This is a genomic window from Streptomyces sp. NPDC046727 (assembly GCF_040645635.1).
GTDB lineage: Bacteria > Actinomycetota > Actinomycetes > Streptomycetales > Streptomycetaceae > Streptomyces.
The window spans coordinates 146357-171995 of sequence record NZ_JBEYYR010000016.1 but is presented as its reverse complement, the minus strand read 5'-3'; the positions used below and the strand labels follow the sequence as shown (position 1 = coordinate 171995).

28 protein-coding genes are annotated in these 25639 nt (G+C 72.1%); 19 read left to right on the top strand and 9 right to left on the bottom strand.

The window, feature by feature from the left end; translation table 11 throughout:
- Positions 1-61: 61 nt before the first annotated feature.
- Together ABZ937_RS21585 and ABZ937_RS21580 are read left to right on the top strand one after the other, a co-directional pair.
- Positions 62-925, top strand: a complete 864-nt coding sequence (locus tag ABZ937_RS21585) for a phosphatidylinositol-specific phospholipase C/glycerophosphodiester phosphodiesterase family protein (RefSeq protein ID WP_361694149.1) — start codon at positions 62-64, stop codon at positions 923-925.
- A 102-nt stretch (positions 926-1027) separates the two neighbouring features.
- On the top strand, positions 1028-1222 hold the full coding sequence (locus ABZ937_RS21580) for a hypothetical protein (RefSeq protein WP_361694147.1): 195 nt from the start codon (positions 1028-1030) through the stop codon (positions 1220-1222).
- Between the two features lies 1 nt (position 1223).
- Here the strand turns inward: ABZ937_RS21580 and ABZ937_RS21575 are convergent, their stop codons facing one another.
- Both ABZ937_RS21575 and ABZ937_RS21570 read right to left on the bottom strand, forming a co-directional pair.
- Complete coding sequence (locus tag ABZ937_RS21575; RefSeq protein ID WP_361694145.1) at positions 1224-2462, bottom strand: phosphodiester glycosidase family protein; 1239 nt, start codon at positions 2460-2462, stop codon at positions 1224-1226.
- 75 nt (positions 2463-2537) lie between these two features.
- Positions 2538-2897 carry a DUF779 domain-containing protein gene (locus ABZ937_RS21570; protein ID WP_361694143.1) on the bottom strand — a complete coding sequence of 120 codons (360 nt, stop codon included), beginning with the start codon at positions 2895-2897 and terminating at the stop codon, positions 2538-2540.
- 122 nt (positions 2898-3019) lie between these two features.
- Between ABZ937_RS21570 and ABZ937_RS21565 the strand changes: the two genes are divergently transcribed.
- Complete coding sequence (locus ABZ937_RS21565; RefSeq protein WP_361694141.1) at positions 3020-3523, top strand: hypothetical protein; 504 nt, start codon at positions 3020-3022, stop codon at positions 3521-3523.
- A 133-nt stretch (positions 3524-3656) separates the two neighbouring features.
- Here the strand turns inward: ABZ937_RS21565 and ABZ937_RS21560 are convergent, their stop codons facing one another.
- Together ABZ937_RS21560 and ABZ937_RS21555 are read right to left on the bottom strand one after the other, a co-directional pair.
- Positions 3657-4295, bottom strand: a complete 639-nt coding sequence (locus ABZ937_RS21560; RefSeq protein WP_361694139.1) for a DedA family protein — start codon at positions 4293-4295, stop codon at positions 3657-3659.
- Between the two features lie 85 nt (positions 4296-4380).
- The gene (locus ABZ937_RS21555) at positions 4381-4788 is read right to left on the bottom strand and encodes a nuclear transport factor 2 family protein (RefSeq protein ID WP_361694137.1); all 408 of its coding nucleotides are present in this window, start codon (positions 4786-4788) and stop codon (positions 4381-4383) included.
- Positions 4789-4998: 210 nt separating this feature from the next.
- Between ABZ937_RS21555 and ABZ937_RS21550 the strand changes: the two genes are divergently transcribed.
- On the top strand, positions 4999-6174 hold the full coding sequence (locus ABZ937_RS21550) for an acyl-CoA dehydrogenase family protein (protein ID WP_361694135.1): 1176 nt from the start codon (positions 4999-5001) through the stop codon (positions 6172-6174).
- Entirely contained in the window at positions 6171-6644 is a 474-nt protein-coding gene (locus ABZ937_RS21545; protein ID WP_361694133.1) for a cupin domain-containing protein, read from the top strand. The genes ABZ937_RS21550 and ABZ937_RS21545 overlap by 4 nt, the downstream gene beginning before the upstream one ends.
- Before the next feature lie 84 nt (positions 6645-6728).
- Here ABZ937_RS21545 and ABZ937_RS21540 read toward each other — a convergent pair whose 3' ends face one another.
- Complete coding sequence (locus ABZ937_RS21540) at positions 6729-8186, bottom strand: MFS transporter (RefSeq protein WP_361694131.1); 1458 nt, start codon at positions 8184-8186, stop codon at positions 6729-6731.
- Positions 8187-8514: 328 nt separating this feature from the next.
- Here ABZ937_RS21540 and ABZ937_RS21535 point away from each other — a divergent pair, with 328 nt between their 5' ends.
- The 3 genes from ABZ937_RS21535 to ABZ937_RS21525 all read left to right on the top strand — a co-directional run bounded on the left by ABZ937_RS21535 (position 8515) and on the right by ABZ937_RS21525 (position 11064).
- Positions 8515-8943, top strand: a complete 429-nt coding sequence (locus tag ABZ937_RS21535; RefSeq protein ID WP_361694129.1) for a LuxR C-terminal-related transcriptional regulator — start codon at positions 8515-8517, stop codon at positions 8941-8943.
- A 213-nt stretch (positions 8944-9156) separates the two neighbouring features.
- Positions 9157-10122 carry an aromatase/cyclase gene (locus ABZ937_RS21530; RefSeq protein WP_361694127.1) on the top strand — a complete coding sequence of 322 codons (966 nt, stop codon included), beginning with the start codon at positions 9157-9159 and terminating at the stop codon, positions 10120-10122.
- 501 nt (positions 10123-10623) lie between these two features.
- Positions 10624-11064 (top strand): hypothetical protein, encoded by a 441-nt coding sequence (locus tag ABZ937_RS21525; RefSeq protein ID WP_361694125.1) that lies wholly within the window; start codon positions 10624-10626, stop codon positions 11062-11064.
- A gap of 85 nt (positions 11065-11149) precedes the next feature.
- On the opposite strand, the gene ABZ937_RS21520 is transcribed toward ABZ937_RS21525, so the two are convergent.
- Entirely contained in the window at positions 11150-12202 is a 1053-nt protein-coding gene (locus ABZ937_RS21520) for an LLM class flavin-dependent oxidoreductase (RefSeq protein ID WP_361694123.1), read from the bottom strand.
- A 212-nt stretch (positions 12203-12414) separates the two neighbouring features.
- On the opposite strand from ABZ937_RS21520, the gene ABZ937_RS21515 reads away from it, so the two are divergent.
- Genes ABZ937_RS21515 through ABZ937_RS21480 form a run of 8 tightly spaced genes read left to right on the top strand, consistent with a single transcriptional unit; the run spans position 12415 to position 19854 of the window.
- Entirely contained in the window at positions 12415-13275 is an 861-nt protein-coding gene (locus ABZ937_RS21515) for an NAD(P)H-binding protein (protein ID WP_361694121.1), read from the top strand.
- A gap of 48 nt (positions 13276-13323) precedes the next feature.
- Positions 13324-14592, top strand: coding sequence for a beta-ketoacyl-[acyl-carrier-protein] synthase family protein (locus ABZ937_RS21510; protein WP_361694119.1), 1269 nt, complete (start codon positions 13324-13326; stop codon positions 14590-14592).
- A complete protein-coding gene (locus ABZ937_RS21505; RefSeq protein ID WP_361694117.1) occupies positions 14589-15803 on the top strand; it encodes a ketosynthase chain-length factor in 1215 nt (404 codons plus the stop codon). Before ABZ937_RS21510 ends, ABZ937_RS21505 begins: the two co-directional genes overlap by 4 nt.
- A gap of 47 nt (positions 15804-15850) precedes the next feature.
- A complete protein-coding gene (locus ABZ937_RS21500) occupies positions 15851-16120 on the top strand; it encodes an acyl carrier protein (RefSeq protein ID WP_361694115.1) in 270 nt (89 codons plus the stop codon).
- Positions 16117-17139 carry a ketoacyl-ACP synthase III family protein gene (locus ABZ937_RS21495; protein ID WP_361694113.1) on the top strand — a complete coding sequence of 341 codons (1023 nt, stop codon included), beginning with the start codon at positions 16117-16119 and terminating at the stop codon, positions 17137-17139. Before ABZ937_RS21500 ends, ABZ937_RS21495 begins: the two co-directional genes overlap by 4 nt.
- A gap of 44 nt (positions 17140-17183) precedes the next feature.
- Positions 17184-18167 carry a ketoacyl-ACP synthase III gene (locus tag ABZ937_RS21490; protein WP_361694111.1) on the top strand — a complete coding sequence of 328 codons (984 nt, stop codon included), beginning with the start codon at positions 17184-17186 and terminating at the stop codon, positions 18165-18167.
- Between the two features lie 15 nt (positions 18168-18182).
- On the top strand, positions 18183-18917 hold the full coding sequence (locus ABZ937_RS21485; RefSeq protein WP_361694109.1) for an SDR family NAD(P)-dependent oxidoreductase: 735 nt from the start codon (positions 18183-18185) through the stop codon (positions 18915-18917).
- Between the two features lie 25 nt (positions 18918-18942).
- Complete coding sequence (locus ABZ937_RS21480; protein WP_361694107.1) at positions 18943-19854, top strand: MBL fold metallo-hydrolase; 912 nt, start codon at positions 18943-18945, stop codon at positions 19852-19854.
- Here ABZ937_RS21480 and ABZ937_RS21475 read toward each other — a convergent pair.
- Entirely contained in the window at positions 19824-20672 is an 849-nt protein-coding gene (locus ABZ937_RS21475; RefSeq protein WP_361694105.1) for a BTAD domain-containing putative transcriptional regulator, read from the bottom strand. The two genes, ABZ937_RS21480 and ABZ937_RS21475, sit on opposite strands and share 31 nt — an antisense overlap.
- Before the next feature lie 289 nt (positions 20673-20961).
- Between ABZ937_RS21475 and ABZ937_RS21470 the strand changes: the two genes are divergently transcribed.
- From ABZ937_RS21470 to ABZ937_RS21460, 3 genes are all read left to right on the top strand, one after another.
- Positions 20962-21486, top strand: coding sequence for a flavin reductase family protein (locus ABZ937_RS21470; protein WP_361694103.1), 525 nt, complete (start codon positions 20962-20964; stop codon positions 21484-21486).
- A 66-nt stretch (positions 21487-21552) separates the two neighbouring features.
- Positions 21553-22545: an acyltransferase domain-containing protein gene (locus ABZ937_RS21465; protein ID WP_361694101.1), complete on the top strand. Its 993-nt coding sequence runs from the start codon at positions 21553-21555 to the stop codon at positions 22543-22545.
- Positions 22546-22608: 63 nt separating this feature from the next.
- Positions 22609-23202: a DUF1579 family protein gene (locus ABZ937_RS21460; RefSeq protein ID WP_361694099.1), complete on the top strand. Its 594-nt coding sequence runs from the start codon at positions 22609-22611 to the stop codon at positions 23200-23202.
- A gap of 84 nt (positions 23203-23286) precedes the next feature.
- Here ABZ937_RS21460 and ABZ937_RS21455 read toward each other — a convergent pair whose 3' ends face one another.
- Together ABZ937_RS21455 and ABZ937_RS21450 are read right to left on the bottom strand one after the other, a co-directional pair.
- The gene (locus tag ABZ937_RS21455; protein WP_361694097.1) at positions 23287-24084 is read right to left on the bottom strand and encodes an SDR family NAD(P)-dependent oxidoreductase; all 798 of its coding nucleotides are present in this window, start codon (positions 24082-24084) and stop codon (positions 23287-23289) included.
- 94 nt (positions 24085-24178) lie between these two features.
- The gene (locus ABZ937_RS21450; RefSeq protein WP_361694095.1) at positions 24179-25564 is read right to left on the bottom strand and encodes a glycoside hydrolase family 43 protein; all 1386 of its coding nucleotides are present in this window, start codon (positions 25562-25564) and stop codon (positions 24179-24181) included.
- Positions 25565-25639 lie beyond the last annotated feature (75 nt).

Below are 25639 nucleotides of genomic sequence, written 5' to 3'. Positions count from 1 at the left end.
TGAGCGGCGAGTGCACGCATACTCCCTTCGGTCCCATCCGGCACCCCCAGGGAGGCAGCGCATGGCCCTCACCACCCGTCGCAGAGCCCTCACCACCCTCGGCGCCGCCCTCGCGGGCACGGTCGCCCTGCCCGCGAGCCGCGCGCTGGCCGGTGAGCGGGGGCGCCCGCCGCGCCCGCTGTGGCACGCGCACGCGCACAACGACTACGCGCACCCGCGGCCCCTGTCCGACGCCCTCGACCACCGCTTCGGCAGCGTCGAGGCCGACATCTTCCTCGTCGGCGACCAGCTCCTCATCGGGCACGAGAGCTCCGACCTGGACCCGTCCCGCACCCTCGAATCCCTCTACCTGGAACCCCTCGCGGCCCGCGTCGAGGCCAACCACGGCTCCGTCTACCGGGGCCGGCGCGGGCCGCTGCAGCTCCTCGTCGACATCAAGACCGAGGGCTCCTCGACGTACCGCGAACTCGACCGCCATCTGCGCCGCTACCCGCACCTGTTCACCCGGTACGCGCACGGCCGCGTCCACCCCGGTCCGGTCACCGCGGTCATCTCCGGCGACCGGGCGGCCCGTACCCCGATGGAGGCGCAAGAAGAGCGCCGCGCCTTCTACGACGGCCGGCTGAGCGACCTGGGCGGCTCCGCCCCGGCCTCCTTCATCTCGCTGATCAGCGACAACTGGACGCAGAACTTCACCTGGGCGGGCGAGGGCACCTTCCCGGACGCCGAGCGGCAGAAGCTGCGGAGCATCACCGGCGCCGCCCACGCGCGCGGGCAGCAGGTCCGGTTCTGGGCCACCCCCGACACCGCGGGCCCGGCCCGGGACGCGCTGTGGACGGAGCTGCTCGCCGCCGGGGTCGACTACCTCAACACCGACGACCTCGCCGGCCTGGAGGCATTCCTCGACGCCCACCCCTCCGCGTAAGACCACACGATCGGAGGACACGTCAGCCGCCCGGACGAACCCTCCGCTACGCCACACTTGCGGCCGAACGCCGCACATGGGGCGTGGCGGAGGAGGTTCCCGATGGTCGTGTCCGTCTCTGTGGTGCTGCTGCTTCTGGTCCTGGCCGTGATCTTCATTCGCAACTGCTCGCTGAAGATCTCCCATGCCCTGGTCTGTACGCTGCTCGGCTTCTATCTGGCCTGCACGAGCATGGCGCCCACCATCCACAGCGGGCTCACCGCGACCGCCGACCTGGTCAGCGGCCTGCGGCCCTGACTCAGCCGGCCGAGAAGACGCCGATGCCGTTGGGCACCGGGCGTTCGGCGCCGCCGCTCGGGTGGTTGCGCACCGTGACGGCGGTGGCGTCCGTGTCGCGGGTGACCATCTCCGTCGAGCCGCCGCCGTCGAGATTGAAGGCGTCGGAGGCCCCCAGCGCCCGCATGGTGTCCGCCTCCTCCGCGACGGTCATACCGGAGCGGTAGTCCGCGCCGCCGTCCAGCGCCAGGAGCAGCAGCTGCCGGCCGCCGCCGCTCACGCCCACGACCGTACGCACCGCCGAGGTCTCGTCGTCCAGACCGGCCAGCGGGGCGCCGTCGCGCACGACCGGGAAGCCGCCGATCGCGAACAGGTACGGCACCCCGGACGAGGCCGCCACCAGGGTGTGCGTGACCTCCACCGGATCCCCGACCGTCAGCTTGCGCAGCTGCTGCGCGCCCTCCTCACGGCCGACCAGGACCGTGGTGTCCGCGGGGATCGCGCCGCTGCCCGGGGAGTCGGCGGCGGAGACCACCCGGCCGCCCCGCACCGTCACCTCGTAGGTGTCGTCGCTGCACGGCGCCGACCGCCGGGTGTCGGTGCCGCAGACGGCACGCATCCGGGAGGCGCTGCCCCAGCGCGCGGTGAAGGCGCCGACGGAGTCCTCCGCGAGCGCGTACTGGTTGAGGCCCTTGAGCGGCAGCCGCCCCTCGGGCGTGCCGACCGAGCCGGCGAGGGAGAGGCGGTCCAGCCGGGCCCGCCGGTCGGTGCCCACGCCGAACACGTCCAGGGTGTTCGTGCCCGGGGGCAGCGAGGGCCCGAACCGCTGGCCCGTCGGCACCGCAGCCTTGAGCGCCTGCCCGGCCGCCACCGCCGGTCCGACGGCCGCGCCGGTGGCCTCCACGCCCGGGTGCTGCGCCTCCGAGATGTTGAAGAAGTCGCCGTTCACCCCGGCGAGCGCCCCGGCCGAGTCCGCCAGCCGGGAGACCGTGGCCCGGGCCGCGACCGAGCCCGGATGGAGCAGGTCGACGCGGACGTGCGGATCGGCCAGGTCCACCGTGAGCAGGTGGGCGCGGGCCGGCCCCGCCGCCGCGTCGATGTCGAACTGCCGGTAGGTGACGCCCGGCGCGATGCGTCCGCCCGCCGGTACGGCACCGGCCGGTGCCGCCCCCGCCAGGGCCGCACCGGCCAGCACGCCGAACGCCGTGACAACCGTGAGAACCGCTCTGCCCGCTGCCGAACGCCCGCGACGTCTCGTCACCGTGCCTCCTGATGTCCCGTCAACTGTCCCTGCACACAGGGGCAGTGCACCAGACTCAGGGGGCCGGCGGGCCGACTAGGCGTCGACTACGCGAGAACGGGTGAGAAAACGCACCCCCTCGGGTGCCTCCAGCGAGAAGCCGCTGCCGCGTCCCGGTACGACGTCCACGATCAGCCGGGTGTGGCTCCACGCCTGGTACTGGCTCCGCGACATCCAGAACGTGACGGGTTCCGGCACGCCCTCCACCGCCAGCTCCGCCAGCAGGACGTCCGAGCCGCCGGTGCGGAACTCGCCGTCCGGGTAGCACATGGGGGCGCTGCCGTCGCAGCAGCCGCCGGACTGGTGGAACATCAGCGGGCCGTGCTCGGTACGCAGGCGGCGGACCAGCTCCGCGGCCTGCGGGGTGAGCTCGACGCGTGGGGTCTCCTCTTCCATGTCACCGTCCTCGACAGCCGGGCCTCGGATCCGCTCCAGTCTCACGGATCGTCAGGGACCCGTCCAGAACGCGTCGCCGCCCCGCCCGACCCGGCTCCCGCACCGGATGGGACCATCAGGGCATGTTCCCTTCCTTCCCGAACCTGCCCGAGCCGCGCTTCGTCGCCGTGGGAGAACACCCGCTCTGGGACGAGGCGCTGGCGGCGGTCAACCGGGACCTGGCCGTGACGCTGCCCGAGCAGCGCCCGCTGTGTCTCATCGCCTACCCGGGCTGGGAGGAGGGCGAGGCCGAGCTGCTCCACGTGGCCCTCGCGAACGGTGACTCGCACGGCAACGCGCTGGGACCGGAGACGACCGCGGCCGGAGCCCTCCACGCCGTTGCCGAGGCCGCCCAGGACACCGTCATGGAGTGCCTGTGGCAGGTCTGGCCGGTGTGCACCCTCCATGGGATCGGGATGCACCCGGCCGAGCAGGCCGAGCGCCCGTCCTGGTGGTGTGCCGGTGGCGGCCACGCGGGTGAACCGGCCCACCTGCGCGCGGCCATGGGCGAACTGGACACGATCCACCGCCCCCACCGCCCGAACCGCAAGCGCCCCAAGGGCGGCAAGGGCTCCGAGCCGCGCTGATCCGCCACTGTGCCGTGGCCGGAGAAGGCTCAGCCGGTGGGGGAGGTTCAGCCGGTGGCGGGGGTGCCGCGCATCAGCAGCACGTACGCCGCCGAGGCCACCACCGGGCTCCGCCGGCAACGCCACGCCTGCGTCAGTGCGAGGAGTCGCGTCGGTTCCGGCGGGCGCGGCGGGCCTCCGGGAGCAGGGGCAGCAGGGAGAGGACGATGACCACGGCGACCAGCGGGAGCAGGTAGTCGTCGATGTGTGGGACCGAGGCGCCCAGGGTGTATCCCGCGAGGACCAGCGTCTGCGACCACAGCACACCGCCCACGGTCTGCCAGAGCGTGAAGGTCCGCCTGGGCACGCCCAGGGCCCCCGCCACCGGGTGCAGCACCGTCCGCAGCAGCGGCACGAACCGTCCGATGACCAGCGCCTTGCCGTAGCCGTAGCGGGCCAGCAACCGCTCCGCCCGCGCCGCCGCGTCCTTCACCTGCCGGCTGGAGGTGCGCCGCAGCAGCGCCCTCCCGCCCTGCCGCCCGATCAGATACCCCACCTGGCCCCCCGCCACCGCCCCCACCGCCGCGCACAGCAGCACCTGCCACAGCTCCAGCCGCGGCGGCTGGTCGGCGCTGCCCGCACACAGCACCCCGGCCGGGAACAGCAATGTGTCACCGGGCAGGAAGAAGCCGACGACCAGCAGACCCGACTCGGCGAAGATCACCACCAGGACGCCCAGCGCGCCGAAGGCGGCCAGCACCGAGGCGCTGTCCATCGGGTTGACGGCGATCACCGGCCGAGCCTCCTGGCCTCCTCGGGGACCTGTCCGCTCCCCAGCATCGCCTGCCCGGCGCACCCGTGCGACGCCGGCCGCGGGGTCAGTCGTACGAGATGTGCCGCGACCGCAGCAGGATGACATCGCCGTCGACGGTGAGGACGTCCTCCAGGAGGCAGCTCGGCCAGATGTCCGGGACCTTCTCCCCGCTCCGGGTCCGCACGACCAGGGCGTAGAGCGTGGCCCGGATCGAGTCGTCGGGCAGCGGCGTGAGCACGATCTGGTTGAACCAGTGCCGCCTCGTGACCCGGTCGTCCTCGGTCGCCTCCCGGTGGGCCTCGGCGGCGGCGAGGATCCCCGCCCGGGTCCGGGCCGGCGGCGCGTCGGGGGAGTGGTGGAAGATCGCGTCCTCGGTGAAGGTGTCCACGTATTCCTTGAAGTTCCCGCTGTCCAACGCGTGCGTCTGACGGGCGTAGAAATGCTGTACCCGTGCGTACAGTTCCGGCGTCACCTGCCGCATCGTCGAACACCTCCGTGAAGGGCCGTGGCGAATGTCCTCGGACGGGAACCTACGTCCGGCTGATGGAGGGGGGATGGAAGTGCGCTGAACGCCGGCCCGGCCGGAGCGGTCTTCAGATCTCTTCCAGATGCGTTCCATCGCGCGGGCCGACGATCGGATCTCCAAGGACGCGGCACTGCTGGAGAGGACACCGATGCGCTGATGCCGGGTAACGAGGAGGGTCTGGTCGCTGCGGGACGCCGGCTGGCGGAGACGGCCGCACCGCACGCGCTGAAGTCGGAGACGGCCCGGCGGCTGACGCCGGAGGTGGCGGACGCCATCGTCGAGGCCGGGTTCCCCCGCCATTTCGTGCCCGCCCGCTGGGGCGGCACCGAGGGCACCTTCGTCGACTGTGTGCGGGCGGCGGCGCACACCGCGGAGGGCGATCCGTCCGCCGCCTGGGTGGCGTCGGTCGTCGCCTCGCTCGGCCGGATGGCCGGCTATCTGCCCGAGGCCGGGCAGCAGGCTCTGTGGCAGGCGACGCCGGACACCTTCATCGCCTGCGGCCTGGTGGCGAGCGGCACCGCCACGGACGTCGGCGACGGCTGGCGGGTGAGCGGCGTCTGGCAGTACGTCAGTGGCGTCCACTTCTCCGACTGGGCGCTGGTCGCCTGCCCCGTGCCGGCCGGTGACGACGGGCACGAGGTGCGCTTCCTGCTGGTGCCCCGGTCGGCGTACACCGTCGAGGACAGCTGGTTCACGGTCGGCATGCGGGCCACCGGAAGCGACAGCCTGCGGATCGAGGAGGCCTTCGTGCCCAGGGAGTTCTCCTTCCCGCGCGGCGCGCTGCTGGCCGGCACGCCCCCCGAGGGCGCACCCCGCGCCTGCGCTGTCCCGCTGCGCGCCGTGAGCGGGCTGACCTTCGCCGGTCCGGTCCTCGGCGCGGCGCGCGGCGCGCTGCGGGCCTTCGGCGCCGACCTGGCGCGCCGGCGCGCGAGCGGCCCCGGCCATCGGGTGCTGGCCGGGAACGACGCCGCCGCGGGGACCGCGCTGGCCCGTGGCCTGGCCCGGACGCAGGCGGCGGGGCTGCTGCTGGACCGGGCCGCGACGGCGGCGGACGAGGGCGTCGGGCCGGGCACCGACACGGCCCGGCTCGCGCTGCACCACGCCGTGGCCGTCGAACTGCTCGCCGACACCGCCCAGGACGTCCTGCGGCTGTCCGGCACCTCGGCCCACGACCAGCAGGCCCCGCTGCAGCGCTTCTGGCGGGACGCGACCACCGCCGCCAGCCACGCCGTCCTGCGGCTGGAGCCGGCCGGACAGGAGTACGTGGACGCGCTCGTCGCCGGCGACGCCTTCGGCGACACGGGCACCGGGGAAGGGGAGGCGGGGCGTTGACCATCACCCCGGGGAAGATCGTCCTGCCGGGCTCGGTGGAGCCCGTGCGCTGGACGGTGGAGGAAGGCCGGTTCCTGCTGCGCGGCACCGACACCGGCGGCCTGTTCTCGCTCATGGAGTTCCTCACCCCGCCCGACGGGGGGCCGCCGCTGCACCTGCACGAGAACGAGGACGAGACGTTCGTCGTCACCAGCGGGGCCTACGAGTTCCGGCTGGGCGACAAGCGGTACGAGGGCGGTCCGGGCACCGTCGTCTTCGGGCCGCGCGGCACCAGCCACGCCTTCCGGAACATCGCCGGTACGACCAGCACGATGCTGTGCTTCGCCACCCCCGGCGGCGCCGAGCTGATGTTCGAGGAGCTGATCGAGCTGCGCAGCCGTGAGCCCCGGCTCGCCTGGCAGGACATCCTCGCCCTGGCCGCCAAGCACCGCATCAGCTATCCCGAGGGGCCGCCGCCCGGGCGCGGCTGATCCCTCGGGGCGTGTCGCGTCCGCCTCGCACGGCCTCCGGGGCCGTCGCGAGGCGGACGCCGCGCTGTGCGGGCCCGGGCCGGGTCAGGCCTCCACGGCCGCCTCGTCGTTCGCCGGCTCGGCTTTCGGCGCCGTGGCGCGGGCCACCGTCCTGGTGATGGCGTGGATGAGAAGGGTCATCAGGAAGGTGATGCCGAACGCCACCCAGGCCGAGACCTGCGCCGCGTGCGCGTAGGCGCCGGTGCCCGTGCCGCCGCCCAGCGTGGCGAAGAACAGGGTGCCGACGCAGGCCAGACCGGTGACGCTCGCGAACTGCTGGAACGTGGAGAGCATGCCGGACGCCACACCGGCCTGGGCCGGTTCGATCGTGGACAGCGGCACACCCACCAGGGACGGCAGGATCAAGCCGTTGCCCAGGCCCATCAGGGTGAGGGCGACGAGGAGCACCGGCACCGAGTTGCCGTCGCCGACGACGTTCAGGCCCACCGCGACGACCAGGACGCTCAGCGTGGTGACCGCCGCGCCCAGCGTCATGATCCAGAGTCCGTACGCGGCGATGAGGCGCCGGCCGACCAGCGAGGTGACCATGGCACCGATCGCGAGCGGCACGAAGCACAGGCCGGCCCGCAGCGGGCTGAGACCGAGCCCGTCCTGCACGAAGAGGCTGAGGACGAAGCTGATGCTCATGAAGAAGAGCATGAAGGCCGCGTTCATCGCCATGCCGACGTTGAAGACGCGGCTGCGGAACAGCGTCACGTCGAGCAGCGGCTGACCGCCCGTCCGGCTGATCCGGTGCTCCCAGCGGACCGTGAGGACCAGCGTGGGCACGGCGGCCACGAGGAAGATCCAGATCCAGGCGGGCCAGCCGAGTCCGCGCCCGAAGATCAGCGGGACCAGGGCCAGACCGAGGGAGCCGGAGACGCCGGCCACACCGACGAGGTCCAGCCGGGGCCGCTTGTCCGTGGCCGTCCGGGGCAGCAGCCGCCGGCCCAGGGTCACCAGTACGGCGCCCACCGGCACGTTGACCAGGAAGATGGTCCGCCAGCCGAGGCCGGCGACGTCCGCGACCAGCAGCAGACCGCCGACGATCTGGCCGAAGATGCCGGCGAGGCCGGCCGTGACGCCGTACCAGGACAGGGCCCGCGGGCGCTCCGCCGGCGGGAAGATCACGGTGACCAGGGCGAGCATCTGCGGCACCATCGCCGCCGCCGCGAAGCCCTGGAGCAGGCGGCTCACCACGAGCTGGGACGGGGTCTGGGACGCGGCGCAGAGCGCGGACGCCAGGGTGAACCCGGTCATCCCGCCCAGGAACATCTTGCGGTAGCCGATCAGATCGCCGAGCCTGCCGCCCGTCACCAGGCCGGTCGCGTACACGAACACATAGCCGCCGACGATGAGTTCGAGCGCGGCCTCGCCGGCGTGCAGATCGTGGCGTAACGACGGAAGCGCGACATTGACCACCTGCGCGTCGAATCCGTACATGAAGAAGGCGGACATGATGACGGGCAGGGTGAGCCAGCGCCGCGTGTTGTCGGCCTGCACGGTAACCTCCTCGGGAAATGTGAAGAATATGTGGACGGCAATTCCGGGAAATGAATTCGCAATCCTGGGGTAATTGTTATTACCCTGAATATACTGTGTATATGGCAACGGCAGAGTAAAAGTGCGGGGCTGTGCGGGGTGATTGGCGTGAACCTTGCGATGCCGCGTACCTGCTGTTAGCGTGATCAAGATCGGTTTTCCGGGGTCGGCTGAAGTGATTGCGGCAGGCGGCTGGATTCGATGTATTACGGCATTCTGGGAGTGTTCGATAATGGGGGATTCGTACATAGTTGGGCTGATTCACGCGCACCCGTTGATCCGCTGGGCCATGGACCGGATTCTGAGCAGTGACCCCGCCATCACGGTCATTCCCGACCTCGACGGCCGCGGGCTCCCGAAGCTCGACGCCGTCGTCACCGACTCCCCGCTTCCCCCGCACATCGGACGTCGGGTGCCCGACGCCAAAGTGCTCCTGCTCGGGCCCGACGACCGGCCCTCGCCGCAGGAACTCATCGCCTCCGTCCGGGCCGTGCTCGGCACTCCGGCGGCCGACGCCGGCGACCGGCAGATCCCGCTGACGGCCCGTGAGCGCCAGGTCCTGCGCCATCTCGCGGCCGGCCTGACGCAGCGGCAGGTCGCGCGCCGGCTGCAGATCAGCCCGCACACGGTGGACACGTACGTCAGACGGATACGCAAGAAGACCGGGCCCGGGAACAAGGCGTACCTCACCCGGGCCACGCTGGTGCAGCGGGTGTGACATCGGGTGGGAGCATACATGTTGTGCCGACTGCGGCAGTCAACACCAGATGTTGTGTCTCTGGTGTGTCAGTGGTTCGGACAACGCGTGAAGCGGACGGCCCTTAGCGGGTTTCCATAGCGCTTCCAGGGCGAGCGGCGAGCCTGAACGAGGCGGTGCCCGGCCGGGGCACGGGCTCCGGCGTGCGCCGGTGGAAGCGAAAGGTGATCAAAGATGGCTGAAAGTCGGTCCGTCACCCACAGCATCGACATCGAGGCACCGGTGACGGCGGTGTACGGCCTGGTGGCCGACGCCTCACGGTGGCCGGTGGTCTTCGGGCCGACCGTCCACGTCGACGTGCTGGAGCGCGGCGCCTTGGAGGAACGCTTCCGGATCTGGGCCTTCGCGAAGGGCACGGTGGCATCCTGGTCCTCGCGCCGGCACTTCGACGCCGAGAGGCTGACGGTCGGATTCCGGCAGGAGCGCAGCGTGCCGCCCATCGCCTCGATGGGCGGGCTCTGGGAGTTCCGGGACCTCGGCACGGACGCGGGGGGCCGGAGCCGGACGCGGGTGCTCTTCCGGCACGACTTCACCCTCGCCGAGGACACCCCGGAAACCCTGCGGCGGATCACGGAGATCCTCGACCAGAACAGCACGGCGGAACTCGAAGCGTTGAAGAACGTGGCCGAACTGGGCGTCTCCACGGACGCGTTGGTGTTCTCCTTCGAGGACACGGTGGAGTACGACGGGGACCCGGCGCCCGCGTACCGGTTCGTGTACGACTGCGCGGCCTGGCCGCGGCGGCTGCCGCACGTCGAGGCCGTCGACGTCGCCGAGGACGTGCCGGGCGTCCAGCACATGGAGATGGAGACAAGGGCCGCCGACGGTACGACCCACCGCACCACGTCGGTGCGGGTGTGCACGCTCGACGAACGGATCGTCTACAAGCAGACCAAGCTGCCGAAGGTGCTCCTCGGGCACAGCGGCAGCTGGCACTTCACCCGGACCGCGGAGGGCCGGGCCGCCATCACCTCCCGGCACCTGGTGATGCTCGACCCCCGCGAGGTGGCCCCCGGCGGCCTCGCGGACTTCCGCGACCAGGTCGAGTCCACGCTGAAGCGCAGCAGCCGCACGACGATGGAGGCAGCGGCCCGAGCCGCCACCGACCAGGCCCCGACGACCCCGCTCCACGGCGCCTGACAGACAGCCCGGATGCCGTGCCCGACCCGGGCCGGCCACTACGGACGAGGGGGCCGGGCCGGGGCGGTCATGGTCGTGCGGGCGGGTCGGGCGGGTCGGGTGGGTCGGGTGGTCCGGGTGGCGTGGGTTCGGCTTGGGCGGTCACGGTCGTGGGGGCCGGTCGGCGGTCAGGACGGGGTGGGTTCGGTTCGGGCGGTCATGGTCGTGCCGGTCGGTCGGGCGATCGGGGTGGCGCGGGTTCGGCTTGGGCGATCAGGGGGCGCGGGCCGGTCGGGACGTCCGGGTGGCGGCGGGCTGGCTCGGGCGATCACGATGGCGCAGGCCGGTCGGGCGGTCAGGGTGGCCGGGTTCGGCCGTGCGTCTGCTGCGGTGGTGACCCGGCCGCGCGGGGCACGGCCGGGCCTACGCAGTTCCGGGGGCGGGTCGGCCGACCGTCGTTGTGTCGGCCGCCGCGGTGCCGAGCGTCGTAGTGCTGGGCGTCGCCGGGTCAAGGGCCGTCGGGTGGCTGCCGTTGTGGCGGCCGGCGTTGTGCCGAGCGTTGTCGTGCTGGCCGTCGTCGTGGCGCCCGTCGTTGTGCCGAGCGTCGTCGCGTCGGCCGCCGTTGTGCAGGCGGTCGTCGTGCTGGCTGCCGGAATGCGGGCCGTCGTCGTGCCGAGCGTCGTTGTGTCGGCCGTGGTTGTGCCGAGCACCGTTGTGCCGAGCACCGTTGTGCAGGCCGTCATCGTGGCGGCCTTCGTCGTGCTGGCCGCCGTTCTGCAGGCCGTCGTTGTGCCCGCCTTCGTCGTGCCGAGCGTCGTCGTTCCGGCCGTCCCCGTTCCGGCCGTCCCCGTTCCGGCCGTCGTCGTGCCGGACGGCGGGGCGACTGTCGGCGGTTCGGGCCGTCGTGTCGGTCGCTTGCGTGGGTGGCTCATCGGGCCGCCGCCGCCTGATCGGCCGCGGTGACCGCTCCGGTGCCGGCACAGCAAGCCGCGCCGGGCCGTCGCCCGGCGAGCTCGGGCGAAGGCGCGGCGCGGCGTGGCGTGGTGGGTCAGGTCCCGGCGGTCGCCGGGGTGTTCCGGGTGGCGGAGAGGGCGTGGGCCTGGGCCGCCTTGCGGATCAGTTCCAGGCGCCCGGCGTGGTCCGTGCGCGCGGGGGAGAGCATGACCGTCAGGGTCGTCGCCCCGGCCGCGGCGAACTCCCGCATCCGCCCGGCGATCCGCTCCACCGGACCGATCAGCGAGACCCGGTCGATCAGCTCGTCCGGAATGGCCTCCGCGGCCTTGGCCAGGTCGCCATCGGCGGCCAGCCGGTGGAACTCCGTCATGGCGGCGCCGAATCCGAGCCGCCGGGCCAGAGCCGTGTACACATTGCGCTCCGGATCGCCCATGGCGAGGAAGTGCGCGTAGTGCCCGCGCAGCCGCCGCACGCCCTCGGCCACGTCGTCGACGAACAGGGTCGGCAGGCTCGGCGCCACCTCGAACCCCGTCATGTCCTTGCCCACCCGCTCACGCCCGTCGCCGAGGTCGCGCACCGCGTCGACCAGCGACTCCGGGGAGACGAACGCCCCGATCCAGCCGTCGGCGACCTCGCCGGTCAGCCGCAGGTTCCGGCTGCTCAACGCGGCCAGGTAGAGGGGGATGCGCGTGCCGCCGGCATCCGGGAGGTGCAGCGGCGCCGCGTCCCGGCCGCCCGCAGGCAACCGGTAGTGCTCGCCGTGGTACCGCACCGGCCGGCCGCTCAGCGCGGCGCGCACGATGTCCACGTACTCCCGGGTCCGGGACAGCGGCCTGTCGAACGGCACGCCGTACCAGCCGTCGGACACATCGGGGTTGGACACACCGAGGCCCAGCCGGAACCGGCCGCCGCTGAGCGCGTCGAGCGTCACGGCGGTGAGCGCGGCGAGCCCGGGCGAGCGGGCCGGGATCTGCATCACACCCGAGGCCAGGCCGATGGTCCGGGTCTGGCCGGCGACCATGCCGAGCACACTGGCCGCGTCACTGCGATAACCCTCCCCGCAGACGACGAGATCGAATCCGGCGCGCTCCGCGCACCGCGCCAGTTCTCCGGCGTTTTCATGAACGAGATGGGCGGCAATACGCATGCGGAAATACCTCTCGGAACGAGCAGGGATCGGTGCCGGTCGTCCTCAGCCTCCGCGCGCGCCCTGTAATCGCGATGGAGACAGCCTGGACCTCGGCTCGGAGCGTATTTTTCCGCGCGGTTCCGGGCCGCTCCAGAACTCTTCCGCAGCCGCTCCAGAAGCACCCGAATACTTGTCGAATGCAGGCAACGAGAAATGATCGAGGAGACAGCATGATTGTGGTGACCGGGGCGACCGGAAACGTCGGTCGGCATGTGGTCACGGAGGTCACCGCGGCCGGCCACCCGGTCCGCGCGGTGACCCGGAGCGCCACCGGCGCCCCGCCCGCGCCGGGCGCGCAGGTCGTCGAGGCGAACCCGGCCGACCCCGAGACGATGGAAGAGGCGCTGGACGGAGCGAGCGCCCTCTTCCTCAACTACTCGGCGGTGCGCGACGCGACCCCCCAGCTCCTGGCGCTCGCGAAGAAGCGGGGCGTGCGCCGGGTGGTCCTGCTGTCGTCCGCGGCGATCGAACGCGAACCGGGCGCCCCCGCCAACCCGATCGCCCAGCTGCACCGCACCCTGGAAGAGGCCGTGGAGGAGTCCGGACTCGACTGGACGTTCCTGCGCCCCGACATGTTCGCCGTCAACACCATCCGGTTCTGGGGCGCGCAGATCCGCGACCACGGCGTGGTCCGCGCCGCCTACGGCGACGCCGCGCTCGCCCCCATCGACGAGCGGGACGTGGCGGCGGTCGCGGCGACCGCGCTGACCGACCCGTCCCGGCGCCATGTGGGGCAGCGGTATCTGCTCACCGGCCCCGAGGCCCTCACCCAGCGCCGGATGGTGGAGCTGATCGGCGCCGCCCTCGGCCGGCCGCTGCGCTTCGAGGAGCTGACCCGGGATCAGGCCGTCGCCGAGATGGCCGGCCTCGGCGTCCCCGAACCGGTCGCGCAGGGCCTGCTCACCATGCACGAGGGATTCACCCGCGAGCCCATGCCCGTCGCTCCGCCGACGCGGCTCATCACCCGCAAGCCCGCCCACACCTTCGAGCAGTGGGCCCGGCTGCACGTGCCCGACTTCACCGCCGCCTGAGGGACCTCCCCGCGCGGACGGCCGCCCCGAAAGGAAACAGGAACACGGATGAATCGACGTACGGTCATCACAGGAATGGCGGTGCGCACGCCCGGTGGTGGCAGCACCAAGGAGTTCTGGGACCTGATCAGCAACGGCCGGTCCGCCACCCGGATCATCACCCGCTTCGACCCCACGCCGTACCGGTCCCAGGTGGTCGGTGAGTGCGACTTCGACCCGCGGCTGGAGAACCTGACGCCGCGGGAGATCCGGCGCATGGACCGGGCCGCGCAGCTCGGCGTGGTCTGCGCCCGCGAGGCACTGGCGGACAGCGGGCTCGACGCCCAGGCCCTGGACCCGGTCAAGGTCGCCGTCAGCGTCGGCAGCGCCATCGGCTCGCCGACCAGCCTGGAGCACGAGTACCGCATCCTGTCCGACGGCGGGCGCCACTGGGAGGTGGACGAGGCCTATCTGTCGCCGCACATGTTCGACTTCATGGTGCCGAGCGCCATCGTCAAGGAGGTCGCCTGGGCGGTCGGGGCCGAGGGGCCCGCCATGATGGTCTCCGACGGCTGCACCTCCGGCATGGACGCGATCGGGCACGCCCGCGACCTGATCACCGAGGGCAGTGCCGACATCGTCCTCGCGGGCGGCACCGACGCCTCGATCTCGCCGATGGTGGTGGCCTGCTTCGACGCGATCAAGGCCACGACACCGCGCCTCGACGAACCCGAGCGGGCCTGCCGGCCGTTCGACCGGACCCGCAACGGATTCGTCCTCGCCGAGGGCGCCGCCATGCTGGTCCTGGAGGAGTACGAGCACGCCCGCCGCCGCGGCGCCCGGATCTACGGCGAGGTCGCCGGCTACGCCACCCGCTGCAACGCCTACCACATGACCGGCCTCAAGACGGACGGCATCGAGATGGCCGAGGCCATCCGGCACGCCCTGGACGAGGCACGGGCCGACGCCACCGACGTCGACTACATCAACGCCCACGGCTCGGGCACCACCCAGAACGACCGCCACGAGACCGCCGCGTTCAAGCGCAGCCTGGGCGAGCACGCGTACCGCACGCCCGTGAGCGGCATCAAGTCGATGATCGGGCACTCCCTCGGCGCCATCGGCGCGATCGAGATCGCCGCGTGCGCCCTCGCCCTGGTCAACGACGTCATACCGCCGACGGCCAATCTGCACGACCCCGATCCCGCCTGCGATCTGGACTACGTACCGCTGACGGCCCGTGAGGCGGAACTGAACACCGTGCTCAGCGTGGGCAGCGGCTTCGGCGGCTTCCAGAGCGCCGTCGTCCTGCACGGCCCCCGGAAGGCGGCGGCATGAAGCGCACCGTGGTGACGGGGATCGGGGTGGTCGCGCCCAACGGCCTGACCACCGAGGACTACTGGGCCGCCGCGATCGAGGGCCGCAGCGGCATCCGCGAGGTCGAGTTCGGCGACACCCGCTACTCCGCGCGGTTCGGCGGCCGGATCACGGACTTCGACGACAAGCGGCACATCCCCAGCCGGCTGCTGCCGCAGACCGACCGGATGACCCGCCTCGCGCTGTACGCGGCCGAGTCGGCCTTCGGCGACGCCGAGCTGGACCCGGAGGCCGTCGCGGGCTACGGCAGCGGCGTCACGCTGTCCAACGCGGCGGGCGGATTCGCGCTCAGCCACCGGGAGTTGAAGAAGCTCTGGGGCGAGGGCCCGAAGTCGGTCAGCGCGTATCTCTCCTTCGCCTGGTTCTACGCCTGCAACAGCGGGCAGATCTCCATCCGGCACGGGCTGCGCGGCCCGAGCGCCGCCCTGGTCGCCGAGCAGGCCGGCGGGCTCGACGCGATCGGCTACTCGCGGCGCAGCGTGCGCCGCGGCACCCGGATGGTGCTGACCGGCGGCGTCGAGTCGGCCCTGGACCCGTGGGGCTGGATCTCGCACATCTCCAGCGGCCGCGTCGCCCGGCCCACCGCCGCCGACCGGGCCTACCTCCCCTTCGGCGCCGAGGCCCGCGGCTACGTCCCCGGTGAGGGCGGCGCCGTCATGGTGCTGGAGGACAAGGAGGGGGCCGACGCCCGCCGGGCCCCGCGCCGGTACGGCGAGATCGCCGGCTACGCGGCCACCTTCGACCCCGCGCCCGGCACCGGCCGGCCGCCCGGACTGCGCCGGGCCGCCGAGAACGCCCTCGCCGACGCCGGGCTGGCCCCCGCCGACATCGACGTCGTCTTCGCGGACGGCGCCGGCAGCCCCGACCTCGACCGGGCCGAGGCGGAGGCGATCAGCGCCCTCTTCGGACCGCGGGCCGTACCGGTCAGCGTGCCCAAGGCCCTGGTCGGCCGCCTGTACGCGGGCGGCGCCCCGCTGGACGTCGCCACCGCGCTGCTGGCCATCCGCGACGACGTGATCCCGCCGGCCCCGGCCACCGTCGAGCCCGACCCGGAGTACGGCATCGACCTGGTCGTCGGCGCACCGCGCCACGTCCCGGTGCGCAGCGCCCTCGTACTGGCCCGCGGCCGGGGCGGCTTCAACTCCGCCGTGGTGGTCACGGCGGCGGCCTGAACGGCCCCCGGAAACCAGAAGTACGCACTCAGGAGACAGGAGACACCATGTCCGCATCCGCTTCCGAACTCACCGTCGACAGCCTGCGTGCCCTCCTCGTCGAGGTCGCCGGACAGGACGAGTCGTTCGACGCCGACACCGACATCGCCGGCATGACCTTCGACGAGCTGGGCTACGACTCGCTGGCCCTGATGGAGCTGTCGGCCACCATCGAGCAGCGGTTCGGCGTCGCGATCGACGAGGAGGAGCTGTCCAACCTGTCGACGCCGGAGGCCCTCGTCCTGTTCGTGAACGGCATGCTGGCCGAGGTGTCGTGAAGCTGCCCGCACCGCTCGGCCTCGCCGGGCACACCTGGTATCCGCAAGGCCGTGATCTCACCGTCGACGCGGTCCGGGAGGGCCGCGTCGACGCCAGGACCGCGCGGGAACTCGGCTACGAGGGGCTGCTGCTGTCGCCGGACACGGCACCGCCCGACATGGCGGTCCGCGCCGCCCGGCCGCTGCTCGAACGGATCGGCTGCCCGCCGGACGCCCTGGGCACGCTGTTCCACGCCAGCATCCACTACCAGGGCCACGACATCTGGTCGGCGCCGCACTACATAGCCCGCGAACTCGGCACCACGGCCCAGCCCGTCGGCCTGCTCCAGCAGTGCAACGGCGGGGCCACCGGCATCGAACTCGCCGCGACGGCGCTGCTGGCGGACCCGGACTCCGGTCCGGGCCTGGTCACCACCGCCGACCGCTTCGAGCCGCCGGTGTGGGACCGCTGGCTCGGGGACTTCGGGATGGCCGTGGGCGACGCGGCCACCGCGGTCGTCGTGCACCGGGGCGAGTACCCGGCGGACCTCCTGCTGCACGCCACCGGCACGGTGTCGGTGCCGGAACTGGAGGAGATGCACCGGGGCAACGACGCCTTCAACACCGCCCCGCTGGAGCACAGCCGGGTGATCGACGTCCGGCGCACCAAGCGCGCCTTCATCCGGCGGCACGGCATCGACCGGTTCTACAAGGCGGCCCACCAGGGCGTACGCCGGGCGGTGACGGAGAGCCTGGCGGGCGCCGGCCTGGAACCCGGCGATCCGCGGCTGCGCTGGGCGGTCCTGCCCCGGCTCGGCAAGAAGGCGATGGAGGAGGCGTACATCCCGCCCCTGGTGCAGGTCACCCCCGCCGAACTCCTGGACCTCGGCACCCCCACCGGTCACCTGGGCGCCGGCGACCTGAACGCCTCCCTCACCCAGCTGGCCCGCGAAGAGCGGCTGGCGCCGGGCGAGTTCGCGCTGATCCTCAACAGCGGGGGCGGGTTCACCTTCAGCAGCTTCGTCGTCGGGCGGCCCTGACACCTTTCCAGCACACGGCACACCACCCAGAAGGGACACAGCCCATGCCCGTGGGAATCCTCCGGGTCGGCGGACACACACCCGCCGAAGTCGTCAGCAACGAGCGGATAGCCGAGTGGAGCGGCACCACCCCCGAGTGGATCGCCGAGCGCACGGGCATCCAGGAGCGGCGCTACGCCGACGCGCGCACCACCACTTCCGACCTCGCGGCCCACGCCGTACGCGAGATCTTCACCGAGGCCCCCGACGCCCCGGAGCGCATCGGCGGCATCATCCTCGCCACGTGCACCCCGGACGTGCCGCAGCCCGCCACCGCGGCGGTCCTCCAGCACAAGCTGGGCCTGCGGGACGTCCTCGCCTTCGACATCAACGCCGTCTGCAGCGGCTTCCTGTACGGGCTCACCCTCGCCGACGGGCTGCTGGGCCGCACCACCCAGCAGGACCAGCTGCTCCTGGTCGGCGCGGACAAGTTCTCCACGATCATGGACCGCGGCGACCGGCGCACGGTCTCGCTGTTCGGCGACGGCGCCGGCGCGGTGCTGCTCGGCCGGGTGCCGGACGGCTACGGCCTGCTCGCCTCGCGTCTCGTCTCCAACGGAGAGCTGCACCACTACGTCGGCGTCGAGGCCGGTGGCACCCGGACACCGCTGGACGAGGCCGCCCGCGCGGCCGGCGACCACCTGCTGCGCATGGACGGGCGGGCGGTGAAGGACTACGCGGTGACCACCATGCGCAAGCTCGTCGAGCAGGTCCTCGACGACAGCGGACTGACCGTGGACGACATCGACCGGTTCGTGTTCCACCAGGCCAACACCCGGCTCCTGGAGTCCTTCGCGGCCGACCTGGGCATCGACCCGGCCCGCGTCCCGCTCACCGCGCCCCGCCTCGGCAACACCGCCGCCGGCTCCGTCCCGCTCACGCTGCGGGCGACGGCGGACGAACGGCCCCTGCGGCGCGGCGAGCACCTGCTGTTCGCGGCCGTGGGCGGCGGTATGACCGCGGCGGCCACGGTCCTGCGCTGGTACTAGAGCGAGGAGAACGACATGCGTCTCGCAGGCCGTGTGGCCGTGATCACCGGCGGTACCAAGGGCCTCGGCCTGGCCATCGCCACGGCCTTCCTCGCCGAGGGGGCCCGGGTGGTCTGCGCCGCCCGCAACCCCCACGACATCGGCAAGCTGGAGGCGGAGGCGCCCGACCGTGTGCTCTACCGCCCCGCGGACGTCACCGACGAGCAGTCCGTGCAGGACCTGATGACCGCCACGGCCGATCGCTTCGGCGGGCTCGACGTGCTCGTCTGCAACGCCGGCACCAGCCGCGACGGCAAGATCGTACGGCTGGGGCTGCCCGAGTGGCAGGAGACCGTGGCCACCAACCTCACCGGCACGTTCCTGTGCGTCAGGGAGGCCGCACGGCACATGACGGAGCGGGGCGCGGGCCGGATCGTCACCGTGTCGTCCAGCCTGGCCGGCCGGGTCGCGGTGGGCGCCGCCGCCTACAGCGCCAGCAAGGCGGCGGTGGAGATGTTCACCCGCACCGCGGCGGCGGAGCTGGGCCCCAAGGGCGTCCACGTCAACTGCCTCTCGCCCGGCTATGTGGACGAGGGCATGGGCAAACGGTTCTCCGCCGACCCGGCCGTCTGGGACGCCCACAGGTCCCGGCTCTCCCTGGGCCGCATGGGGCGGGCCCAGGAGATCGCCGACGCGGCCGTGTACCTCGCGGGACCGGAGAGCACCTACGTCAACGGGCACGTGCTGGAGGTCGACGGTGGCCTCGAATAGCCAGAACGGACCGGGAGGGACGACCGTGACAGGCAAGACCGAGGAGCGGCTCGAAGAGCTGGGCAACGGCGTGTTCGCCCATGTCCAGCTGGACGGCGGCTGGTGCCTGAACAACTCCGGCATCATCGTGGGCTCCGACTCCACCGTGGTGATCGACACCGCCGCCACCATGCGGCGGGCCACCCTCCTGCGCGACAGGATCTCCGAACTGTCCGCGCGGCCGGTGACGACCGTGGTGAACACGCACCACCACGGGGACCACTGCTTCGGCAACTGCGTCTTCGGACCGGAGACGTCGATCGTCGCCCACGACCTGGCCCGCACCGAACTGGACGCCGGCGGCCTCGCGCTGACGAAGCTGTGGCCCGACGTCGACTGGGGCGATGTGCGCCTCAGGCTGCCCGACCTGACGTTCCCGCACCAGATCACGCTGCACCAGGGCGGGCACGAGATACAGCTGATCCACGTCGGCCCGGCGCACACGACGAACGACATCGTGGCGTGGCTGCCGGGCCCGCGCGTGCTCTTCGCCGGAGACGTGGTGATGAACGGCGCCGCGCCGTTCACCCTCATGGGGTCCGTGCAGGGCTCCCTCGCCGCGATCGAGCGGCTGCGCGCGCTCGGTCCGGAGGTGATCGTGCCCGGTCACGGCCCGGTGGGCGGCCCTGAGCTACTGGACGCGAACGCCCGCTACCTGCGGTGGATCCAGCGCCTGGCCGCCGCCGGTACGACAGCGGGACTGACCCCGCTGGCCGTGGCGCGCACCGCCGGCTTCGGCGAGTTCGCCGAACTGCTCGACGGTGAACGCGTCGTGGGCAACCTGGTCCGCGCCTACGCGGAGGCCCGCGGCGGCGAACCCGGCGAACCCCTGGACGTCATGGCGGCCTTCGGGCAGATGATCGAGTTTCATGGAAGCACCCCGACGTGTTTCGCCTGAAGCTCCGCGCTGCGGCGGACGAACAGCGGCCACACCGCGTCGTCCTCCAGCGCCGGGTCGTTCACCAGGATGGCCTGGCGCAGCGCGGCCATGGCGGGCAGCGGGTCCAGCCCGAACTCGTCCGCCATCCGGGCCCGCAGCTGGTCGCACTGGGCGAGGGCCCGGGTGCGCTGCCCGCAGCGGTAGAGCGCGATGATGTACAGCGCCTGCAGCCCCTCGTGCGAGGGATGCTCGGTGGTCAGCCCGGCGAGGTCGCCGAGCACCTGGTGGTGCCGGCCGAGGCGCAGATCGATCTCTATGCGCCGTTCGAGGAGCATCTTGCGGGACTCCTCCAGGCGCGTGACCTCGGCGGACAGCCGCGGCCCGGTCTGTACGTCGGCGAAGGCGGGCCCCCGCCAGAGGTTCAGGGCGGCGGTGATCCGGGCGTGGGCGGCGAGACAGTCGTTCGCCTGGGCCGCCATGTGCCCCTCGGCGGCGAGCCGGTCGTACTCGGCGATGTCGAAGCGGCCCGGTCCCGCCGCCAGCAGGTAGCCGCTGCCGTCCCGGCGCAGGATGTCCTTCGGGTCGACCCGGTTCCCGGCCGGCGAGGTCGCGGCACCGAGGAGCCGGCGCAATTGCATGACATAGGTGTGCACGGTGGTCGAAGCCGTCCGCGGCGGTCGGTCGTCCCAGAGTTCCGAGATGATGACGGAGCTGGATACGACATTTCCGTTGGATGAGCCGAGAAGAGCCAGGAGGGTGCGGGGCTTCGCTGCCTTCGGAACGACATTCTCGCCATTGTTCAGGACGGTGAATGGGCCTAACGCGAAGATATCCACGAAAGAGTCATCCTCTGGTCGAATTGCGGGCGAGGCAGTCCCCGTTGACTGCTGTGCTGTTGATCCTTCCGAGCTGGGACAACGAGGAAACGGAATCTCCGGTCCCGTAAAACCGTGACTTGACGAAACGATAGTTGCCTGTAGGTATCATCCGTCCCTCCTACGCTGTCAACCGGTTCTGGAGCCCGTATGGAGCTGGACTGGTCCGCACCGGCGCCTAAAGATCGGTGCGGAGCTGCGGATTTCGTCGGAAAGAATCATCGGAATGTGGTCTTGAGGAGGGCCGGGCATGTCCACTCCGGTCGATAGGCAGACACGGCTGATAAAGGACTTCAAGGAGGTGATGAGCCACTGGGCGAGTGGCGTGACCGTGGTCACCACGGCCGGGCCGACCGGGCGCCCGCACGGTTTCACGGCCAGTTCCTTCACCGTGGTGTCACTGGACCCGCCGACCGTCCTGGTGTGTCTGGACCGGGCGGCGGACTGCGCCCCGGCCTTCGCCGGCGCCCAGTGGCTGGCCGTCCACATCCTCGGCGCCGGACAGCGGGACGTCGCGGCGCGGTTCGCGCGGAAGAGCCCGGACAAGTTCGCCGGGCTTCCGACCGAACCCGGCCGTTCGGGCACGCCCCTGCTGCCCGGAGCGGCGGCCACGCTGGAGTGCCGTACGGTACGGCGGCTTCCGGTGGGGACCCACATGGTGCTCTTCGCCGAGGTGCACGAGGCCCGTACGGCGGCGGGGGAAGCCGGCCCGGCCGGGGACCGGCCGCTGCTCTACCACCGCCGCGCCTTCCACGCCCTGGCCCGTGACGACTGACCGCGGACCACCGCCGCTCCAGGACTGCTCCTGATCGGGTCCATCCCCGGCTGCCAGCCTCGGGGCATGCGATCAACAGCCTTTCTCCTGCCGGGCCAGGGTTCGCAGAGCGCCGGGATGGGGACACGCCTGTACGCGCACGACGAGGTGTTCGCCGCCGCGATGGACGAGTTCTTCGCCGCCCTCGGCGACAGCGGCCGGCAGCTGCGCGCGGACTGGCTCTCCGCCGACCCGGTCCTGCCCATGGACCACGTCCAGCGCTCCCAGCCCCTCCTGTTCGCCATCGACCACGCCTACGGGCGCCTGCTGAAGTCCTGGGGGATCGCCCCGGCCGCCCTGCTCGGGCACAGCATGGGCGAGGTCGCGGCGGCCGTGCTCGCCGGCGTCCTGGACTTCACCGAGGCCGCGCGCCTGGTCTGGTGGCGCTGCGAACGCCTCGTGGACGCCCCGGCGGGCGGCATGCTGGCCGTCGCAGCGGCCCCCGACGCCGTACGACCGCATCTGCGCGGCGAGGTCGTCGTGGGCGGCGTGAACGCGCCGAAGCAGACCATCGTGGCCGGCCCGCGGGACGCGCTGGAGGAGGTGACCGGTTCGCTGCGGGCACACGGCATCACCTGTGCGGCCGTCCCCTCGCAGACCCCGTTCCACAGTCCCGCGCTGGACGGCTCGATACCGGCCGCCCGCGAGGCCTTCGCGCGGATCACGCGCCGCCCGCCGACGGTGCCCGTCGTCTCCTGCTACACCGCGGCTCCCCTGACCGACGCCGAGGCCGTCGACCCGGACTACTGGGCTCCGCAGCCGGCCCGGCCGGTGCTGTTCTGGCCGGCGCTGTCGACGCTGCTCGCTTCCGGCGACCACGTGCTGGTGGAGACCGGACCCGGCCAGGTGCTCTCCCGGCTGGCCCGCCGCCACCCGGCGGTGCGCGCCGGGCGCAGCAGGGTGGTGCCGCTGGCGCCGGTCCTGCCGGGCGAGGAGGTGGCCACGCTGCTGGCCGCCCGGGACGCACTCGCGGAAGCGGCAGAGCAGGCGGAGGCGGAGACCGGCGCGGTCGGCGGCTGAGCACAGCCCCTCACCGCCTTTCCCCCGATTCCCCCACCGATTCCCTCACCATGGAGGTTGTTCATGAGAGCGAGAACCCGTGCCGGCATCGTCGCCGTGGCCGCCGGCCTCGGCCTGAGCACGGTCTGGTCCGTCAGCGCCGTCGGCGAGGAGGGCGGGACGAAGACCCCGGCCGCCCAGCGGGGCGCCGTCCCCGAGGAGATGCACCAGCTCGACTTCCTGCTGGGCTCCTGGAGATGCCCGACCACGGTCACGGCGCCGGGCTCCCCGTCGGAGACCAGCGTGGTGGTCGGCACCATCAAGCCGGTCCTGGGCGGCGCCTGGTACCAGTGGGACGCGCTGCGGCTGCCCAATGAGCAGATGCCGCGGAAGGCCCTGTCCCGCTGGATGATCGGCGGCTGGAACGCCACCGACAAGACGTTCACCGCCCTCTACACCGACGACCGGGGCTCTTACGGCGTGGAGCACACCGAACCGGGGGCCGCGTCGGACGGGCATGCGAAGTTCACCGGCCAATACACCATCGGGAAGGGCAAGTTCACGTTCATCGACGAGTTCACGAAGATCAGCGACGACCACTTCCGTGACGAGATCTCCGCCAAGGACAGCAACGGCGGCGTCGTCCCGGCGGGTTCCGTGGAGTGCTACCGCCGCTGAGCCGGGCGGACACGCGAAGGCGGCGCTGCGGCCGGCCCCCGGGCCGGCCGCAGCGCCTTCGTGTGTGCCGCGCGGGCGGCCGGCTCAGTAGTTGCCGAGCCCGCCGCACACGTTGAGCGCCTGGGCGGTGATGGAGGCCGCGACGTCCCCGGCCAGATAGCCGACCAGCCCGGCGACCTCCTGCGGGGTGGTGTACCGGCCGAGCGGGATACGGGTGTTGAAGCGCTCCAGCACCTCGTCGGCACCGACGCCCCAGTGCTCCGCGTACCCCTCGCGGACGTGCACGGCCATCGGGGTCTCCACGAACCCGGGGCAGACGGCGTTGACGGTGATCCCGGACTTGGCCAGCTCCAGACCGAGCGCCTTGGTGAAGCCGACCACGCCGTGTTTGGAGGCGGAGTAGGGGGCGGCGAGGACGACGCCCTGCTTGCCGCCCGTCGAGGCGATGCTGATGACGCGGCCGAGTCCCTGCTCCAGCATCCCGCCGGCGGTCAGCGCCTCACGGGTGATACGGAAGACGCTGTTGAGGTTGGTCTCGATGACGTCCTCCCACAGCTCGTCGGGGATCTCCGCCGTCTTCCCGCCACCCCCGCGCCCGGCGTTGTTCACGAGCAGGTAGAGCGGCCCGAAGCGGTCCCGCGCGGCGCGCACGAGACGGCGGATGTCGTCCTTGGAGGTCACGTCGGCCGCGATGCCGTCGACGTCCAGCCCGCGGCCCCGCAGCTTGTCGGTGACCGACGTGACGGCACCGCCGTCGCGACCGCACAGGAAGACCGAGTAGCCTTGCTCCGCGAGGAGTTCCACGACGGCGAGGCCGATCCCGCTGGTCCCTCCGGTGACGAGAGCGGCCCGCCGTGCCTGTCCGTCGGACGCTGTGGCCATATGTCATCCACTCCTTGGGTGAGAGGTCACTGCACCCTCAGGTGTATGCCGAGCGGATGGCGGCCTTCTGGAGTCCCCGTCCAGCGGGTGCGGCTCAGTAGCCGACGCGGAACGTCGCGTCCTGCCGGTCGGTGGCCGTGGAGACCGGGTCGATCCGCAGGACGTAGTCCGCGTGGCGGAGGTAGCGGGTGGGGTTGTTGTACGAGCGGAACGACGTCCAGCTCGCGTCCGCGAGGCCCGCCGTACGGTAGAAGGTCGCGTCCGCGGCGAACGTCGACGTGCTGTCGTCGGCGTCCAGTTGCAGCTGGTAGTCGTAGTGCCGCAGGTAGCGGGACGGGTGGCTGACCGACCGGAAGGACACCCCGGCGCTGTCGGCGAGACCGGGGACCAGCTGCCACAGGGAGTCGGTGTACGGGTCGAAGGGGTACTCGTCGATGCGGCCGACGTAGTTGGCGTGGCGGACGTACCGGGCCGGGTAGTTGTACGACTTGAGCCGGTTCCAGGCGGGGGCGCCCCACCGGGCCACGAGGTTGTCGTACTCGGTGCCGCTGATCGGCGTGATCCCGCAGTGCTTGGAGTTGACCGGCTGGGTGTAGGCCTTCTGGTCGAGCGCGGTCCAGGTGCCGGAGGCGAGATCGGTGGTCTGCCAGGCGTAGAAGACGCCGTTGGGTGTGTAGGTGTCCCCCCACAGGTACCAGGTGCTGGAGTTCTGCGACTTGACCAGGGTGGGTGCCTCGGTGCCGCCGTGCGCGACGCCTGTGCTGAACTCCGTGAAGCTGCCTGGGGCGAGGCTGGTGGAGCGGGCGCCCACCAGTTTCTGGTTCTTCTTGAAGTAGAGGTAGTTGACCCCGTTCACACCCACCGCCATGTCCCCGTCGATCACGTCGTAGCCGGGGTCGAAGAAGACCTGCGGGGCGGAGGCGGTGACGAAGTCGGTGGTGTGGTTCACCATGATCACGTTGTGCCCGCCGGCGCCGACGGCGGAGTAGATGAGCGCGTACTGCCCCCGCCCCGGGTCCCAGAACGCCTCCGGCGCCCAGGCGTGGGTGTTCAGGCTGTGCACCTTCAGCCGGTGGTAGCCGGTGAAGGTCCGCAGGTCGGGGGAGTTCCACACATGCACGTACTGGCTGACGTAGCTCCAGTCCGTGCCCTTCAGGTCGGTGGCGAGGACGACGAACGTGCCGTCCTGCTTGCGCAGGACGAACGGGTCGCGCAGGCCGAGCGCGCCCTCGGTCGGGGTGACGAGGGGATCGTTCTGGTTCAGCGGCATCCAGTTGAGCGAGTCCGTGCTGACGGCCAGGTGGAGGCCGTAGTCGGTGCCGGTGCCGTTCGGCGACTCGGTGAAGTAGGCCATCGCGTACGCCGTGCCGGCGGCCTGCGCGGTTCCGGCGCCGGGCCCCAGCGCGCCGGTCACGGCGAGGGGCGTGGCGGCGGCCATACCGAGGAAGGAGCGCCGGGAGAGGGGGAGACCGGGGGTCATACGTGCTCCAAGGGGTGTGACCTCGTTCGATATCTCGAATGAAGTTCGGGTGGGCGGTCAGAAGGTAGGACATGG

Coding starts and splice junctions, on each gene's coding strand:
- ABZ937_RS21585 (WP_361694149.1), top strand. CDS start 62: ATGGCCCTCACCACCCGTCGCAGAGCCCTCACCACCCTCGGCGCCGCC.
- ABZ937_RS21580 (WP_361694147.1), top strand. CDS start 1,028: ATGGTCGTGTCCGTCTCTGTGGTGCTGCTGCTTCTGGTCCTGGCCGTG.
- ABZ937_RS21570 (WP_361694143.1), bottom strand. CDS start 2,897: ATGGAAGAGGAGACCCCACGCGTCGAGCTCACCCCGCAGGCCGCGGAG.
- ABZ937_RS21565 (WP_361694141.1), top strand. CDS start 3,020: ATGTTCCCTTCCTTCCCGAACCTGCCCGAGCCGCGCTTCGTCGCCGTG.
- ABZ937_RS21550 (WP_361694135.1), top strand. CDS start 4,999: ATGCCGGGTAACGAGGAGGGTCTGGTCGCTGCGGGACGCCGGCTGGCG.
- ABZ937_RS21535 (WP_361694129.1), top strand. CDS start 8,515: ATGGACCGGATTCTGAGCAGTGACCCCGCCATCACGGTCATTCCCGAC.
- ABZ937_RS21530 (WP_361694127.1), top strand. CDS start 9,157: ATGGCTGAAAGTCGGTCCGTCACCCACAGCATCGACATCGAGGCACCG.
- ABZ937_RS21520 (WP_361694123.1), bottom strand. CDS start 12,202: ATGCGTATTGCCGCCCATCTCGTTCATGAAAACGCCGGAGAACTGGCG.
- ABZ937_RS21515 (WP_361694121.1), top strand. CDS start 12,415: ATGATTGTGGTGACCGGGGCGACCGGAAACGTCGGTCGGCATGTGGTC.
- ABZ937_RS21510 (WP_361694119.1), top strand. CDS start 13,324: ATGAATCGACGTACGGTCATCACAGGAATGGCGGTGCGCACGCCCGGT.
- ABZ937_RS21505 (WP_361694117.1), top strand. CDS start 14,589: ATGAAGCGCACCGTGGTGACGGGGATCGGGGTGGTCGCGCCCAACGGC.
- ABZ937_RS21500 (WP_361694115.1), top strand. CDS start 15,851: ATGTCCGCATCCGCTTCCGAACTCACCGTCGACAGCCTGCGTGCCCTC.
- ABZ937_RS21490 (WP_361694111.1), top strand. CDS start 17,184: ATGCCCGTGGGAATCCTCCGGGTCGGCGGACACACACCCGCCGAAGTC.
- ABZ937_RS21485 (WP_361694109.1), top strand. CDS start 18,183: ATGCGTCTCGCAGGCCGTGTGGCCGTGATCACCGGCGGTACCAAGGGC.
- ABZ937_RS21470 (WP_361694103.1), top strand. CDS start 20,962: ATGTCCACTCCGGTCGATAGGCAGACACGGCTGATAAAGGACTTCAAG.
- ABZ937_RS21465 (WP_361694101.1), top strand. CDS start 21,553: ATGCGATCAACAGCCTTTCTCCTGCCGGGCCAGGGTTCGCAGAGCGCC.
- ABZ937_RS21460 (WP_361694099.1), top strand. CDS start 22,609: ATGAGAGCGAGAACCCGTGCCGGCATCGTCGCCGTGGCCGCCGGCCTC.
- ABZ937_RS21455 (WP_361694097.1), bottom strand. CDS start 24,084: ATGGCCACAGCGTCCGACGGACAGGCACGGCGGGCCGCTCTCGTCACC.
- ABZ937_RS21450 (WP_361694095.1), bottom strand. CDS start 25,564: ATGACCCCCGGTCTCCCCCTCTCCCGGCGCTCCTTCCTCGGTATGGCC.